Annotated in this window: 15 protein-coding genes; 11 read left to right on the plus strand and 4 right to left on the minus strand. The window is 35.5% G+C overall.

The genetic code is table 11. From position 1 onward, the window contains the following. Positions 1-261: 261 nt before the first annotated feature. Entirely contained in the window at positions 262-957 is a 696-nt protein-coding gene (locus tag FW780_RS13575; RefSeq protein WP_149834082.1) for a pseudouridine synthase, read from the minus strand. Positions 958-1,116: 159 nt separating this feature from the next. Between FW780_RS13575 and FW780_RS13580 the strand changes: the two genes are divergently transcribed. The 3 genes from FW780_RS13580 to FW780_RS13590 all read left to right on the plus strand — a co-directional run bounded on the left by FW780_RS13580 (position 1,117) and on the right by FW780_RS13590 (position 4,521). After that, the gene (locus FW780_RS13580; protein WP_149834083.1) at positions 1,117-1,317 is read left to right on the plus strand and encodes a hypothetical protein; all 201 of its coding nucleotides are present in this window, start codon (positions 1,117-1,119) and stop codon (positions 1,315-1,317) included. A 50-nt stretch (positions 1,318-1,367) separates the two neighbouring features. Then, entirely contained in the window at positions 1,368-2,909 is a 1,542-nt protein-coding gene (locus FW780_RS13585) for a glycine--tRNA ligase (RefSeq protein WP_142717279.1), read from the plus strand. Positions 2,910-2,991: 82 nt separating this feature from the next. Next, positions 2,992-4,521, plus strand: coding sequence for a hypothetical protein (locus FW780_RS13590; protein WP_149834084.1), 1,530 nt, complete (start codon positions 2,992-2,994; stop codon positions 4,519-4,521). 57 nt (positions 4,522-4,578) lie between these two features. On the opposite strand, the gene FW780_RS13595 is transcribed toward FW780_RS13590, so the two are convergent. Further along, positions 4,579-5,907 (minus strand): M48 family metalloprotease, encoded by a 1,329-nt coding sequence (locus tag FW780_RS13595; RefSeq protein WP_241676909.1) that lies wholly within the window; start codon positions 5,905-5,907, stop codon positions 4,579-4,581. Positions 5,908-6,006: 99 nt separating this feature from the next. Between FW780_RS13595 and FW780_RS13600 the strand changes: the two genes are divergently transcribed. After that, entirely contained in the window at positions 6,007-7,140 is a 1,134-nt protein-coding gene (locus tag FW780_RS13600) for a serine hydrolase domain-containing protein (protein ID WP_149834086.1), read from the plus strand. 5 nt (positions 7,141-7,145) lie between these two features. Continuing rightward, entirely contained in the window at positions 7,146-7,757 is a 612-nt protein-coding gene (locus FW780_RS13605) for a YdeI/OmpD-associated family protein (protein WP_149834087.1), read from the plus strand. 22 nt (positions 7,758-7,779) lie between these two features. Here the strand turns inward: FW780_RS13605 and FW780_RS13610 are convergent, their stop codons facing one another. Beyond that, on the minus strand, positions 7,780-8,052 hold the full coding sequence (locus FW780_RS13610) for a hypothetical protein (RefSeq protein WP_149834088.1): 273 nt from the start codon (positions 8,050-8,052) through the stop codon (positions 7,780-7,782). Positions 8,053-8,100: 48 nt separating this feature from the next. Next, positions 8,101-9,372, minus strand: a complete 1,272-nt coding sequence (locus FW780_RS13615) for a Y-family DNA polymerase (protein WP_149834089.1) — start codon at positions 9,370-9,372, stop codon at positions 8,101-8,103. Positions 9,373-9,648: 276 nt separating this feature from the next. On the opposite strand from FW780_RS13615, the gene FW780_RS13620 reads away from it, so the two are divergent. From FW780_RS13620 to FW780_RS13645, 6 genes are all read left to right on the plus strand, one after another. Continuing rightward, the gene (locus tag FW780_RS13620) at positions 9,649-10,149 is read left to right on the plus strand and encodes a M15 family metallopeptidase (RefSeq protein WP_149834090.1); all 501 of its coding nucleotides are present in this window, start codon (positions 9,649-9,651) and stop codon (positions 10,147-10,149) included. Positions 10,150-10,403: 254 nt separating this feature from the next. Continuing rightward, positions 10,404-11,441, plus strand: a complete 1,038-nt coding sequence (locus tag FW780_RS13625; protein ID WP_149834091.1) for a patatin-like phospholipase family protein — start codon at positions 10,404-10,406, stop codon at positions 11,439-11,441. A 155-nt stretch (positions 11,442-11,596) separates the two neighbouring features. Next, positions 11,597-11,827: a hypothetical protein gene (locus FW780_RS13630; RefSeq protein WP_149834092.1), complete on the plus strand. Its 231-nt coding sequence runs from the start codon at positions 11,597-11,599 to the stop codon at positions 11,825-11,827. Positions 11,828-11,929: 102 nt separating this feature from the next. Next, positions 11,930-12,850, plus strand: coding sequence for a helix-turn-helix transcriptional regulator (locus FW780_RS13635; RefSeq protein ID WP_149834093.1), 921 nt, complete (start codon positions 11,930-11,932; stop codon positions 12,848-12,850). Positions 12,851-12,903: 53 nt separating this feature from the next. After that, positions 12,904-13,521: a hypothetical protein gene (locus FW780_RS13640; protein ID WP_241676910.1), complete on the plus strand. Its 618-nt coding sequence runs from the start codon at positions 12,904-12,906 to the stop codon at positions 13,519-13,521. After that, positions 13,521-14,120, plus strand: a complete 600-nt coding sequence (locus tag FW780_RS13645; RefSeq protein WP_149834094.1) for an energy transducer TonB — start codon at positions 13,521-13,523, stop codon at positions 14,118-14,120. Before FW780_RS13640 ends, FW780_RS13645 begins: the two co-directional genes overlap by 1 nt. Positions 14,121-14,125: the final 5 nt, after the last annotated feature.

The following is a 14,125-nucleotide window of genomic DNA, read 5'->3' on the forward strand; positions in this document are numbered from 1 at the left end:
TATGATATTTTATCGAAACATCTGATAAATAGTATCTATAAGATAGAAAACAATCTGTCCACTCTCCAATGAGTAAGATATTTCAACGCTATGATCGCAAAATACTTCAACCATCCTGAAAACATTTTTGTTCGCAAGGGTGTTTCACTAAGCGAAGTGTGCGCTATTAGTTTTTGCTGAACGAAGTGCCTTAGCGGCCGAAAAGTCTCCATTTAATACATTCTTAGTGAACGTAGCGTTAAAAAACATTCACAAATAACATTAAGAATAGGAACTCAAATCAAAGTTCAGAATATCCCCTACCCTTTTGAACTCCTCATCTATAGTAGCATTTACTGTAATTCTTTCGTTAGAAATAGGATGATTAAAAATCAATTGATGAGCATGAAGCGTCATTTTGTTAATCTCAAATGTCTGAAGCCACAGCTTATTTTGTTTATTGCAGCCGTGTTTTCTGCAACCTAAAATAGGATGCAGAATATGTTTAAAATGTTTTCTTAACTGATGAAATCTTCCTGTTTCAGGAATTGCTTCTACCAAACAATACCTTGAAGTCTGATGTTTTAAAAAAGGTAAATCTATTTCTGAAGTCTGCAAACGGCGATAGTAGGTAACAGCATTTTGCTTGACTTCGTTTTCATTTATTAAATCATAATCAATCGTTTCTTCTTCTTTTGCCCAACCACGAAGAATTGCCAGATATTTCTTTTCCACTTCGCGTGAGGAAAACTGTTCGCTCATGATTCTAAGGGTATCTTTATCTAAAGTAAACAACAGAACCCCTGAGGTTTTCCGATCCAAACGATGTACAGGAAACACTTTTTGTCCAATCTGTTTCTTCAGCTCCTGAATAGCATAAGTATCTGCTTCTCCTGCATAGAAAGATTTATGAACTAATAGGCCACTGGGTTTATTGATGGCAATAATATGCTCGTCACGATAAAGAATTTCTAACATGGTGCAAAAGTAGAAATTTTCGATTGATCTAGCCCTGATTGTAACGGCATCCTTTTGCAAAGCAAAAGATATAGTGAAAAGCAGGTTCCCGGCTCCTTTATTAGCCTTTAAATAAAATGTTTATATTAGTATAAGATATTGCTTTAATTTTTTAAAAAAATGACGGATTATTTTGGCTTTTTTGTAAAATTGATCGTAATCGCTGTTATTATAACGATTGCTGCGATAATTTTTGTACCCATAAAAAAATACAGAATAGCAAAGATATTACTGTTTGTTATTGCCGGTATTTTATTTGTCATTGGTGCAGGAGGATGCATCTTAATGACAATCTCTAATGTAGGTTCTTACAGGTATTAATATTTTCCCAATAAAAAACATTATTTTTGCATATCAGACGTTAAAAAATTATGGCAAAGCAAGAAGATGTTTTCAAGAAAGTGATTTCTCACGCTAAAGAATATGGTTTTATTTTCCCATCGAGTGAAATCTATGATGGTTTATCCGCTGTTTATGATTATGGACAGAACGGGGCCGAACTTAAAAATAATATCAAACAATACTGGTGGAAAGCTATGGTACAGCTTAACGAAAATATTGTGGGTATTGATTCGGCAATTTTGATGCACCCAACAACATGGAAGGCATCAGGCCACGTAGACGCTTTCAACGATCCATTGATTGATAATAAAGATTCTAAAAAACGTTTCAGAGCAGACGTTTTGGTGGAAGACTACTGCGCTAAAATTGAAGATAAAGAGAATAAAGAAATCGAAAAAGCAGCGAAAAGATTCGGTGAGGCTTTCGATAAAGATCAGTTTGTTGCAACAAATCCAAAAATTCTGGAATACAGAGCAAAAAGAGAGGCTATTCTTTCGAGACTGGCAAAATCTCTTGAGAACGAAGATCTTGCTGATGTAAAAGCTTTGATTGAAGAACTTGAAATTGCAGATCCTGATACAGGTTCTAAAAACTGGACGGAAGTAAGACAGTTCAACCTGATGTTCGGAACGAAGCTGGGAGCTTCAGCAGACAGTGCAATGGATCTTTACCTTAGACCGGAAACGGCTCAGGGTATTTTCGTTAACTTCTTAAATGTACAGAAAACTTCACGTCATAAACTTCCTTTCGGTATTGCTCAGATTGGTAAGGCATTCCGAAATGAGATTGTTGCAAGACAGTTTATTTTCAGAATGCGTGAATTTGAACAGATGGAAATGCAGTTCTTCGTTGCTCCGGGAACAGAACTTGAATTCTACGAGAAGTGGAAACAGAAACGTCTGAACTGGCACTTAGCTTTAGGTCTTGGAAATGATAATTACAGATTCCATGATCATGAGAAATTGGCTCACTATGCGAATGCTGCTGCTGATATTGAGTTTAACTTCCCATTCGGGTTTAAAGAACTGGAAGGTATTCACTCAAGAACAGATTTCGATTTAAAGGCGCATGAAGAATTCTCAGGAAGAAAACTTCAGTTCTTTGATCCTGAAAGAAACGAAAACTACGTTCCTTATGTAGTGGAAACTTCAGTAGGTTTAGACAGATTATTCCTTTCTATATTCTCTCACTGCTTAAAAGATGAAGTACTGGAAGACGGTTCAGAAAGAACAGTTTTATCTTTACCTCCGGCTATTGCTCCAATTAAAGCGGCTATCCTTCCTTTGATGAAGAAAGATGGTTTAGCAGAATATGCTGAAAAGATCTTCAATGATCTGAAGTATGACTTCAATCTGTTCTACGAAGAGAAGGATGCTATTGGAAAACGTTACAGAAGACAGGATGCCATCGGTACTCCATACTGTATTACAATTGACCACGACTCTCTTACTGATCATACTGTGACCATCAGAGACAGAGATACAATGCAGCAGGAAAGAGTTCCTGTTTCAGAGTTGAGACGAATCATTGATGAAAAAACGAACTTCAGAAATTTACTTTCTCAATTATAATTTAAAAGCCCTGTTTTCAGGGCTTTTTTATTTTTATCAACATATGGGTTAATTTATTATTTTTATCCCTCAAATTTTAACCATGAAAAAAATAACACTCATAATGTTTGGGCTGATCCAGACATTTGCATTTTCCCAAACCCAGGATCTTACAACACTTGCCGCCGGGGACCACGTGGGAATGAATGCTTTATTCGATGATAAAGACAATCTTTACGGCTACGTTTCTCTATATTCTTACGGAAAATCTGGTGATAAGACCAAAAAATTTGAATATGTAATCTTAGACAAAAACCTCAACCCTGTTGCCAATAAAGAGTTTGAGGGAGATATCACTGCTGCCTCTTATTTAGGATATGTTGATTTTAAAGGGCAGATTATCTTAAAACCATCAATGATGGATTATTCTCTGGTAAAAAGCAGAGAAGTATTTACACCGGTTTCTATGGTGATTGACCCTAAAACAAACTCTATTACCAGAAAAATATATTATGACTATCTGGAAAACGGCACTTTCAAAGAGATCAACGAACCTAAGAGCTGGAAAGAACAGCGCAAGGAAAACCGTGATGAGAAAAAAGATAAAGGGTACAACTACGTTTCTGCTGTAGGCGAGCTGAAAGAAGGCGGTTACTTTGCTGTGGAATATAAAGACTACGGGAAGTATGAAAATAACAACAGCCTTATGAGATTTGATGAAAATAAAAAGGAGGTCTGGAGATATAAATACAATACTGACGGAAGCAAGAAAATTTATTCTACTTTATCTGTTCTGGAAAGAGATGAGAATTACATGTACTGCATCATGAAGAAAGTGAATGAAAAGCAGAAAACATTCAGTCTTCTGGTTCTTGATATGAAAACCGGAAAAGAAGCGTCCAACAAGCCGGTAACCGGATTATCTGATGAGACCATTGATAATATTGAATCCTTCTACTCGAATTACAGAAAGCTTGATAATGACAAAAATTTTGATGACAAAGTAGTTCTGCTGGGAAGAAACTATGATGATTATGAGGCGATAGGATTTGCAAGAATGCTGGTAGACAAAAAAAACTTTACTGCAGATACTAAAATAATCAATTATGAGCCGAATATCTCTGCATTCCTTCCAAAATTGAATAAGAATGGCATGGTGGAAAGCGGATATATGCTTCAGACCAAGGACATGTATTTTATGAATGATGGAAGTGTGGGAATCTTGTCTGAAAAATACAAACCTGCAGGACAATATAATGCCCCAAAAACTACAGACCTTGTTTACATCTACACAGATAAAGACTTCAAAGTGAAAAATGTACAGGTCTTTGAAAAAGAAAAATCAAAATGGGTAAACAGTGATTATCTGTTCTCTCAATACCTCAACGGTGGAAAAGACGTGGTATTTTTCTACCGCGACTATCAGAAAGATGAAGTGACAAAACAGAAAAGATGGAACCTATTTATCAATACCATTATTGACGGAAAATTCAAACAGGAAATTATTCCAATTTCTGAAAAAGACAATTATGCAGTAACTCCGTATGTGGGAAAAGAAGGCTATATTCTGCTTCGTGAATATAATGAAAAAGAAAAATTCAATAAAATCCGTTTGGAAAAATTAAATTACTAGTATAAACAAAGAACCCTGATGAGTCATCAGGGTTCTTTGTTTAAAATCTTGTTTAAATCAGTTTACTTTCGCTATCGGTTCATTCGTCTGATAATAGTCTGCAATATTTTTTATTTCATCCAGACTTAAGTTCCACATAAAGTTCAGGAACTGCTGATAACTTTCGCTTTGATTTTTAGGTTCTATCCGGTCCAGATACCGGTTCAGATTATAGTTTTTTCGAGCTTCATATATTTTGGAAAAGCATCTTCCCAACCAGCTTTTATAATATTTTTCTTCCTCTTCATCCTGCAGAAACTGCATGGCCGCATAAATCCCCTGCCCATAATCTTCTGAGTGAAAATAATTGGGTAATATTTCCATTCTTGCTGTTTTCCTTAATGTTACAAACAGCTCCGAAGGTTTTTCCGGAGCAATGGGACTTTTAAGCTCAGCAAATGTTTTTTTAAGCATCTCAATTCTTATGGAGATTTCAGGATGTGATGCGAGAGAATCTTTGTTCAGCTTTTCTTTGTAGAAATTATAATTGTACAGGGAAAAATCTTCCTTCTTCATCCATTTTTCATTAAAAGCCTGCTTTGGAAGATTAAAAAGCTTTTTATATGTCTCCATCTTCAGCGCTCTTGGCGAAATAGTATCAAAATCTTGCAGTCTTTGAAGCGCATTTACAAATTCAGCTTTCTTAAAATCACTGTTTTTAAAAATAACATACCCCAAAGAATCTGCCTGCATTTCGCTTTGTCTTTTTTCCACCCCTTTTTTATACACTGTATTTTTAAAGATATCAAAAGCTTTCTGGTTCTGTCCCTGGCTTCGGCTTGTGGTAGTTGATTTTATATTCTCCACCAGTATCTTATCCAGTTTATCCTGTTCGATAATTTTTAAAAAAGTTTTCAGGGAATGTTCTTCTATTTTATGACCCAGCTCATGAGAAATTACAGCAGCAATCTGTTCCTCATTATTGAGCCAGCTGTAAAGCCCCATATTGATGACAAAAGTTCCGTCCGCAAGGCAGTAAGCATTGGGCGTATTGTCTTTTGCGATCAGAATCTTCAGGTCCTGAGGAATTTTAGGATTATTCTTTTTAAGACGTTGAATAATAGACTGTATACTGGTTTCAAATTCAGATGTAAAGATAAAATCCTTATTTTTCACCTGCTTTTGAAAGTCTGTTCCGAATTCTTTATAGATTTTGGACAATTCAGAGCCCGTTTTCCCGGAATATTGAGACTTTAACTTCTTTACGGTTGCTTCATTATTCCCTTCAAAATTCTTTAAAAATGCTTTTCGCTGTATGTAATCTGCAGTGTCTATCGGTTTATAAATCTGGGCTATTCCCATGATTGAAAATAGGAAGTACCCCAATACAATAAGTTTTCTGGTCATAGTTTTCATCAATAAGAACAAAAATAACGTATTTGATGATTCATTTTAATATTTATAGCCAAATTATTCTAAATTTGTTAAAGACCCATTTATGAAAAAATGAGAATACTAAAGTATATGATAGGCGGAGCGGCAGCCGGTGCTGCAACGGCTTATTTTCTGGGATACGATTATTTATTTAATGGTATTTCCAAAACCTATCTTAAAGGAAAATCAAGTGCGCATATTGATGACGGAAATCTTTTCCCAAGCAATCCTATTGCCACAGAAGAACCTGAACTCTGGGAAGAAGATCCGGATTACAATAAAAAAGACTTACCTAAACATTTAGTTGAAAACTTAAAACATTCCAGAACAGCAGCTTTTGTGGTGATACGGAATGGAAAAATTCTTCATGAACAATATTGGAAAGGTTATAATCAGCTTTCACAGACCAACTCTTTTTCGATGGCAAAAGCAGTGACTGTCATGTTATTGGGAAAAGCATTGGAAGAAGGAATGATCTCTGCTATTGATGAAAAGTTTTCTGATTTTTATCCTGAGTTTAAAAATAAAGCATTCGGAAATCAGGTAACCCTGAAAAACCTTGCTCAAATGGAATCCGGGCTGGACTGGGATGAAAATTACAATAATCCGTTTCTTCCCAACGCCAAAGCTTATTATGGAAAAAGCCTTGTAAAAGCTGTATTCTCAAGAAAATTTAAAGAAGAACCGGGAACAAGATTCGAGTATCAAAGCGGTTCTACACAGCTTCTTGGTTTTGCCCTTCGGAAAGCTCTGAATCAACCTTTGGCAAGCTATTTATCAGAAAAATTCTGGATTCCTCTGGGAATGGAACAGAATGCAAAATGGAGTACAGACGATTATGGTATGGAGAAAACGTATTGCTGCATTCATTCCAATGCAAGAGATTTTGCTAAACTAGGACAGCTCTTCCTGAATGATGGTAAGGTTGGGGATCAGCAGATTCTTAACGCTGATTTCATTGAACAGATGAGAACTCCCACAGAAAAGTCTGAAAATATTTATGGAATGGGGCTTTGGATCAACCATGACAATCCCATCAAACATTATTATTTTCTGGGATTACAGGGACAGTATATTATTATGGTTCCTGAACACAATATCGTCATTGTAAAAACCGGAAGCTACTCCAACAACCCTAAAAATGACAGAGGAAGACCTGATCAGGTAAAATTCTTTGTGAACGAAATTGTACAATTATTCCAATAAACACTATGGAAAAACACAGTCCAAAAATTGATGCATATATTGAAAAATCACAGGATTTTGCAAAACCCATCCTACATTACATCCGTGAAACCGTTCATGAATTCTGTCCTGATGCTGAAGAAACTATGAAGTGGAGTTTTCCCCATTTTATTTATAAAGGGAAAAATCTTTGTGCTATGGCTTCTTTCAAACAGCACTGCACTTTTGGATTCTGGCTGGAAAAGGAAATGAAAACCATGCAGGAGATCACTCAGGATATTGAGAAAAACTCGATGTTCAGTTTAGGAAAAATTATGCAGGTAGGAGATCTTCCCTCCAAACCTCAGCTGAAAAAAGCAATTAAGGAAGCAATGGAACTTACGGATATGGGAGTTACTATGAAGAAAGCGGCACCTTCTAAAACAGAAATGGAAGTTCCGGATTATTTTAAGGCTGCTTTAAAGGCTCATTCAAAGGCTTCAGATATTTTTGAAAAGGCTTCACCATCATTCAGAAAGGAATATATTTCCTGGATAATAGAAGCTAAAACCGAAGCAACCCGAAATAAAAGACTGGAGCAATCTTTGGAGTGGATAGCGGAAGGGAAAAGCCGTAACTGGAAATACCAAAAAAAATAAAACACAATGAAGAAAAAGATTATTAGAAAAAAGATTGAAGGTCATGAATAAGTTCACTGTAGGATTTATTTTCTCCTGATTTCAATATTTTACCTGTCTCAAGTTCTTCAACAATGATGTCATAATGATTGCTTTTAGGATTGTAAAATGTTGAAATATAAACAACAATATTTTCTTTCTGCAATCCTAGGGCTGCAGTATCACCATCCCAATAATCAACCATCTCATATCCGAAAAAATTTTCCCGAGACAACTGCTTTACTAAATTATTGATTTCAGTCGTTTTATTTTTCATTCAAAAAGAAAGACGAAAATACGCAGAATTTTTGAAGGAGGAATAGTGTTAATGAAACCTGAAGTTAGCTTCCGGCAATGTATTTTTTTTCAGGAAAGCCTCATATTCCGGAGACAGCTTTGCCCGTCCAAAGGTATTTTCACCACTCATGCTTCCAAGACGTACCTTATCCTTCCCATATTTCCGGTTCATAGCATCCATAGCTTTCATCACAGGAAGATGCTGGTTTTGTGTATCTTCTTCAAAAAGGCCAATTTGTCTCTGATCTTCGGGTACAAAATCATTCACCATCACACCTGCTCTTTTATAATGAAACCCCTCTCTGTAAATAGCTTCAAAAAGTTCATTAACCACTCTTCCTATTAAGATTGATGAATTGGTAGGATTGGATAAAATCCGGGTCATTGCATTTCTGTATTCGGGAAGATCTTTCCTAAAACGGTTAGTCTGTACAAAAACAGTAATCATTTTACAACAGGTATTCTGCTTTCTTAATCTTTCTGAGCAGTACATTCCAAAAGTTTCTACCCGTTCTCTTACTTCTTCTTTTTTCGTAAGCATCTGCATAAAGCTTCGGGTAACCGCTATGGATTTTTTAGGCGAGGGAGCATCCAGTTCCAGCTGTCGAATGCCCTTCAGCTCATTGATCATCCTTACTCCATGAATTCCCATAATCTTCCGAACCCATATTTCAGGTTTCTGAAGAAGATCCCAGGCCTTATAGACACCACTGTCATTCATTTTGACAGCCAGCCTTCTTCCGATTCCCCAAACGTCTCCGATATTAAGCCATTTCAGTGCTTTTTCAATTTTTTCAGGAGTATCCAGAATATAAACTCCGTTAAAATTATCCGGAAACTCTTTTACAATTCTGTTCGCAACTTTGCATAAAGTCTTGGTAGCAGCAATTCCGATACTTACAGGAATATTTTCTTTCTCGTCAATCTCTTTTTTGATTTTAGAACAGTATTCATAAATATCAATATACTTAAATCCTGTTAAATCAAGAAAAAGTTCATCGATACTGTAGACTTCATGATCAAGAACATAGGATTTGGCGATGTTAATAACCTGTTGGCTCTTATAATTATACAATTCAAATTTTGCAGAAAAACTTTTCACATTATGTTTTTGAAAAAGCTCTTTGTACTTGAATGCCGGGGCTGCCATAGGAATTCCAAGATCTTTTGCTTCTTTACTTCTGGATACAACACACCCATCGTTGTTGGAAAGAACCACAACGGGTCTGCCTTCAAGATCAGGATCTAAAGTCCTTTCACAGGAAACAAAAAAGTTATTACAATCTACGAGTGCATACATGACAATTGCATGGTAAAAATCTATACAAAATTAGAACTTTTAAAGAATAAAATCACCTTTTAGACTATAATTAACACCATATTTAACAACCTGAAAAACAAATGGATAAAATTTTTAAATACGACATGTTTTGTCGCATTAGCATTATAATTTTGCTCACAAAAACTTTCAAACACTCAGGTTAAGCAATGCAAATTTTCCCATAAAAATTAAATAAAACACGTCAAGTTCCGTCGCTTCCGTTCTATACTTTTGTGTTATAACAAAATAAGAAATATGGATAAAGTAACCTTAGAACGAATTCAGAAGCTTCACCCAATGGTAAGAGATGAAGCAAAGCAAATTGTACAAGAGTGTAATGAAGCACTTACCGGAAGAGCCAAGATACGGATTACTCAGGGGTTAAGATCTTTTGAAGAGCAGGAAAAGCTATATGCGATCGGAAGAATTACTTCGGGAAAAAAGGTGACCAATGCAAAGGCGGGACAAAGCATTCACAATTATGGTCTCGCTGTAGACATCTGCCTGATAATTGACAGAAAAACGGTAAGCTGGGATACAGCAAAAGACTGGGATAATGACAAAGTTGCGGATTGGTACGAGTGTGTAAAAATCTTTGCCCGCCATGGCTGGGACTGGGGTGGAAACTGGAAAACCTTCAAAGATCTTCCTCACTTTGAAAAAAAGAATATTCCCTCTAAAAAAGGTCCTGTAAAAACCAGCTGGAGAACACTCTTGAAGATGCCCAGAGATCAGCAGAATTATGTTATTTTTTAGTTCTCACGTATTTAAAATTTTAAAAACACAAATAACCTAACTTACTGATATACAATTCTATTTTTTAATAAAAAAAATTAAAACCATTTATAATACGACACGTTCTGTCGCTTCCTCCATCTATCTTTGCTTTATAAGAAAACACCAAAAGCAATCCTTATAATAAGCTGAAACCAATAGACATTTTTCGGAAATCTATTGGTTTTACTTGTCTAAAGTTGCTAATGTTTCTTTAAAAAACAAAAAAAAATAACATGAAAAAGACAACCATTCTTTCTTTGGACGGAGGCGGAATAAGAGGAATCATCACCTGCATTATTCTACGCTACATAGAAGAACAGCTCCAGTATTATGATAAACCCACAGCAAAGCTTGGAGATTATTTTGATCTGGTAGCAGGCAGCAGCACCGGAGGTCTGATTGCCTGTATTATTCTATGTCCCGACGAAGCCCGAAAAGCAAAATATTCTATTCAGAAAGGATTAGAATTATATGCGGAAAAGGGCGGCGACATCTTCCAGGTTTCCTTTTGGGAAAAACTGGTTAATCCATTCGGATTATTGAATGAAAAAATTCCACAGGAATCACTTCAAAGGAATTTAAATGACTTTTTTGGAAATTTAGAATTAAAAGAATTAATAAAACCATGTTTAATAACAAGTTATGATATTGAGAACAGAAGAGCAAAACTTTTCAACTCATGGAAAGCCAATCTCAGCACAGATAATTTCTATGTAAAAGATATTTGCAGGGCGACTTCGGCGGCTCCAACCTATTTTAGTCCGGTACAGATCAAATCGATGTATGGACAGATTTTCAGCCTTATTGATGGAGGAATGTTTGCCAATAATCCTGCTCTTTGTGCCTATGCAGAAGCAAGAAAGATTCCTTTTGCAGAAGTTTTAAAAAACCATCAGAAAGCCAACCACCCGAGTGTAAATGATATGATTATTGTTTCTATTGGAACAGGAATTGAAGCCAGACCTTATCCTTTTAAAAAACTTGAAAAAGCAGGAAAAATTGGCTGGGTAAGCCCGATTATTGATATTTTAATGTCTGCCAATGCAGAAACAGTAGATTATCAGCTTGAACAGATGTTTCAGACCCTGGGTTTGAGAAATCAAAAAAACTATTACCGTCTCAATCCTTCACTGAAAAACGCTTCGCCTGCAATGGATAACGTAAAAAGATCCAATATTGAAAATCTGATACAGGCCGGACTGAGCTATATTGATGACAACAGAGAAATGCTGAACCAAATTGTTCAGAAACTCATCAAAAATAAAATATAAGCTTTGCACCTTATAACTATCCAATATAAGCTTTAAAGATTATATTTTAAATCAGAAAATAATTTTTTAACACGTCAAGTTCTGTCGTTTTGCCCTATTACCTTTGGGGCATGAGAAGAGACAAAATAACCCTCCATAAAAACTTTTAAAAGCCTTTGAATTCAACATTCACTTATGCTGAACAGACTGAAATATGTTCAAAATCTAACCAAAACATGAGAATGCCCAACATGGAAACACCAGATCATAAAATAGAAGTACTCTTTGATAAAAGCCGCTATACCATAGAATGGAGCGATATTGAAAATGCTGAGATGGATTATGAAGACTATCTCAATGATATTGAAAACTTCTTCAGAGAAGATTTTGAAGAAGATGCTTTTTAGATAAAAAATAAAACACGACACGTTTTGTCGTATTAACCGCATATATTTGTCTTATAAAACTTTACCCTGAAACGCAGTTCTGCTGCAGCATAAAAAAAAGAAATGAAGAAAGATTTTTATCTGACAAGATATGCCTTAATTATTAAAAGATTAGAAAGTTCTCCAGCTACTTATTCTCAGCTGGAGGACTATCTTTTGAACTCTTTTGAATTTCAGGATGCCGAGATCAAGAGCTATTCTATCCGTACCCTACAGAGAGATATCCGGGAGATTTCCGATCTTTTTAACCTTTCTATTCACAACAAGAAAAAGGGTGACAACCGATATTATATTGAGAGTCGTCCAATTATGGAAGTGGATGAATACAATCAAAAACTGCTTGAATCTTTCCAGGTAAGCAATGCTCTGAATCTGCATCCGGATTTTTCAGATTTTATCTTTTTTGAAAGCCGTAAACCAACCGGCGTAGAACATTTTTATGATCTGTTCTTCGCCATCCGAAATAAAAGGGTTGTAAGTTTTGAACATTACAATTACAAAAATAAACTGATGACCTCCAGAAAAGTACATCCTTTAGCCTTAAAAGAATCCAAAGACCGGTGGTATCTTATTGCTATTGATACAAAAGATAAAGCCTTAAAATCTTTCGGGCTTGATAGAATCAACTATCTTGATGTAGCAGACAATCAGTTTAGAGAGAAGTACAAATATAATTTCAGAGAGCATTTTAAAAATGCATTCGGAGTTATGAATCTTACGGAACAGAAACCACAGAATATTGTATTGAAATGCAGCCGCCATCAGGGAGAATATATCAAAAGCTTCCCTCTGCATCAATCCCAGAAAGAGACCAAAGAAACTCCGGAAGAAATGTATTTTGAGTTCTTCCTCCATCCTACTTATGACTTTATGCAGGAAATTCTTTCTTATGGAAAAGAAGTTACTGTTCTGGAACCTAAAGGTTTAGTTGATGACATCCGCAATCACTTGCAGGAATCTTTGAACCGTTATCTAGAAAACTGATCATAAAAAATATATTTCATATTTTTTGTTATATTTACATAAATATACCGTTATTGAAAACTTTATTTGTTGGCATCAGCTGCTTTATCACCACCTTTTTTCTTGCGCAGCAGAAAGAAGAATTCCGGCTTGTAAAGAGCTATTACAACCAGCACAGAAATATGCTGAATAAAGAGTTCAAAAAAAAGTTTGACGCTGAATCCAATGCTGATAAAAAGGTAGCCATAAAAGGAGACTTTCTCTTTTTCATGAAAAAAATGGACAGCATTGAAAACAACGCTTTGATTGGAGCTTTATTGAAAGTCAGAAATCTGGAAGACCTCCAAACCATCAAAAATCCAAAATTAATCCCATCTGAAAAATTTTCAGACGCAGAAAAAATTGCAGATTACCCCGGAGGACTTAATTCTTTGAGACAGGAGGTAGCCAATCTGCTATATGTTGATGGAGTCTATTCCTTAGAAAAAATGATAAAAACAGATGTTGATTTTATTGTGGAAAAGGATGGTACAGTAAGTAATGTTCATGCACAGGGCGATAATTTCACCTTCAACAGGCAGGCAGAAATTGCATTATATTCCCTGGCAGAAAAGTTTTCTCCCGCAATGATAAAAGGTGATCCTACAACCTACCGTTTTAAACTTCCTTTAACTTTAACGATAACTGAATAATGAAAAAAGTTTGCAGTGCAATCCTGCTTTTCATCTTCAATTTTTATTTCTCGCAGCAAGTAGAAAGGCTTAAAATTATCAAAGAAAAATATGATGCTGAAATTCAGAATATGGAAAGCAGCTACAAAGATGCCCTTACAAAAGCTTCTTTAAGAAAACGTGCCAAAATAGCCTTAAAAAAAGATAATGAAATAAGTTCTCTGAAGCTTAAAAGAGATCAGGAATACGAAAAAGAACTGCAAAATATGCAGTCTGCTTATCCTATTTCCGATAGTAATTTAACAGCACCCAAAGATGAAAGATATATCCTGCCTGAATATCCAGATGGCATGGATGCTTTCAAAAAAGAAATTGCCAATAATTTCAATGCAGAATCACAGGGTATTCAAGGTAAAGGGACTCTTCAGAGTATTGTAATATTCATTATAGAAAAAGACGGCAGCATTATTACAGCAAAAGGTTTTGGGGAAAATCCAACGTTTAACAGAGAGGCGGAAATTGCTGTTTTACTTACCCAAAAGAAATGGCAGCCTGCTACAAAAGACGGAATTCCTCAAAGAGCCCGTTTGAGAGTTCCTTTCACATTAAAATTTGATTAAACAAA

It is taken from the genome of Chryseobacterium sediminis (assembly GCF_008386505.1).
In the GTDB taxonomy this organism is placed as follows: Bacteria; Bacteroidota; Bacteroidia; order Flavobacteriales; family Weeksellaceae; genus Chryseobacterium; species Chryseobacterium sediminis.

Bases quoted from the DNA above. Each gene is read 5' to 3' on its own strand.
- FW780_RS13575 (WP_149834082.1), bottom strand. From the start codon at position 957: ATGTTAGAAATTCTTTATCGTGACGAGCATATTATTGCCATCAATAAA.
- FW780_RS13580 (WP_149834083.1), top strand. From the start codon at position 1,117: ATGACGGATTATTTTGGCTTTTTTGTAAAATTGATCGTAATCGCTGTT.
- FW780_RS13585 (WP_142717279.1), top strand. From the start codon at position 1,368: ATGGCAAAGCAAGAAGATGTTTTCAAGAAAGTGATTTCTCACGCTAAA.
- FW780_RS13590 (WP_149834084.1), top strand. From the start codon at position 2,992: ATGAAAAAAATAACACTCATAATGTTTGGGCTGATCCAGACATTTGCA.
- FW780_RS13595 (WP_241676909.1), bottom strand. From the start codon at position 5,907: ATGACCAGAAAACTTATTGTATTGGGGTACTTCCTATTTTCAATCATG.
- FW780_RS13600 (WP_149834086.1), top strand. From the start codon at position 6,007: ATGAGAATACTAAAGTATATGATAGGCGGAGCGGCAGCCGGTGCTGCA.
- FW780_RS13605 (WP_149834087.1), top strand. From the start codon at position 7,146: ATGGAAAAACACAGTCCAAAAATTGATGCATATATTGAAAAATCACAG.
- FW780_RS13610 (WP_149834088.1), bottom strand. From the start codon at position 8,052: ATGAAAAATAAAACGACTGAAATCAATAATTTAGTAAAGCAGTTGTCT.
- FW780_RS13615 (WP_149834089.1), bottom strand. From the start codon at position 9,372: ATGTATGCACTCGTAGATTGTAATAACTTTTTTGTTTCCTGTGAAAGG.
- FW780_RS13620 (WP_149834090.1), top strand. From the start codon at position 9,649: ATGGATAAAGTAACCTTAGAACGAATTCAGAAGCTTCACCCAATGGTA.
- FW780_RS13625 (WP_149834091.1), top strand. From the start codon at position 10,404: ATGAAAAAGACAACCATTCTTTCTTTGGACGGAGGCGGAATAAGAGGA.
- FW780_RS13635 (WP_149834093.1), top strand. From the start codon at position 11,930: ATGAAGAAAGATTTTTATCTGACAAGATATGCCTTAATTATTAAAAGA.
- FW780_RS13645 (WP_149834094.1), top strand. From the start codon at position 13,521: ATGAAAAAAGTTTGCAGTGCAATCCTGCTTTTCATCTTCAATTTTTAT.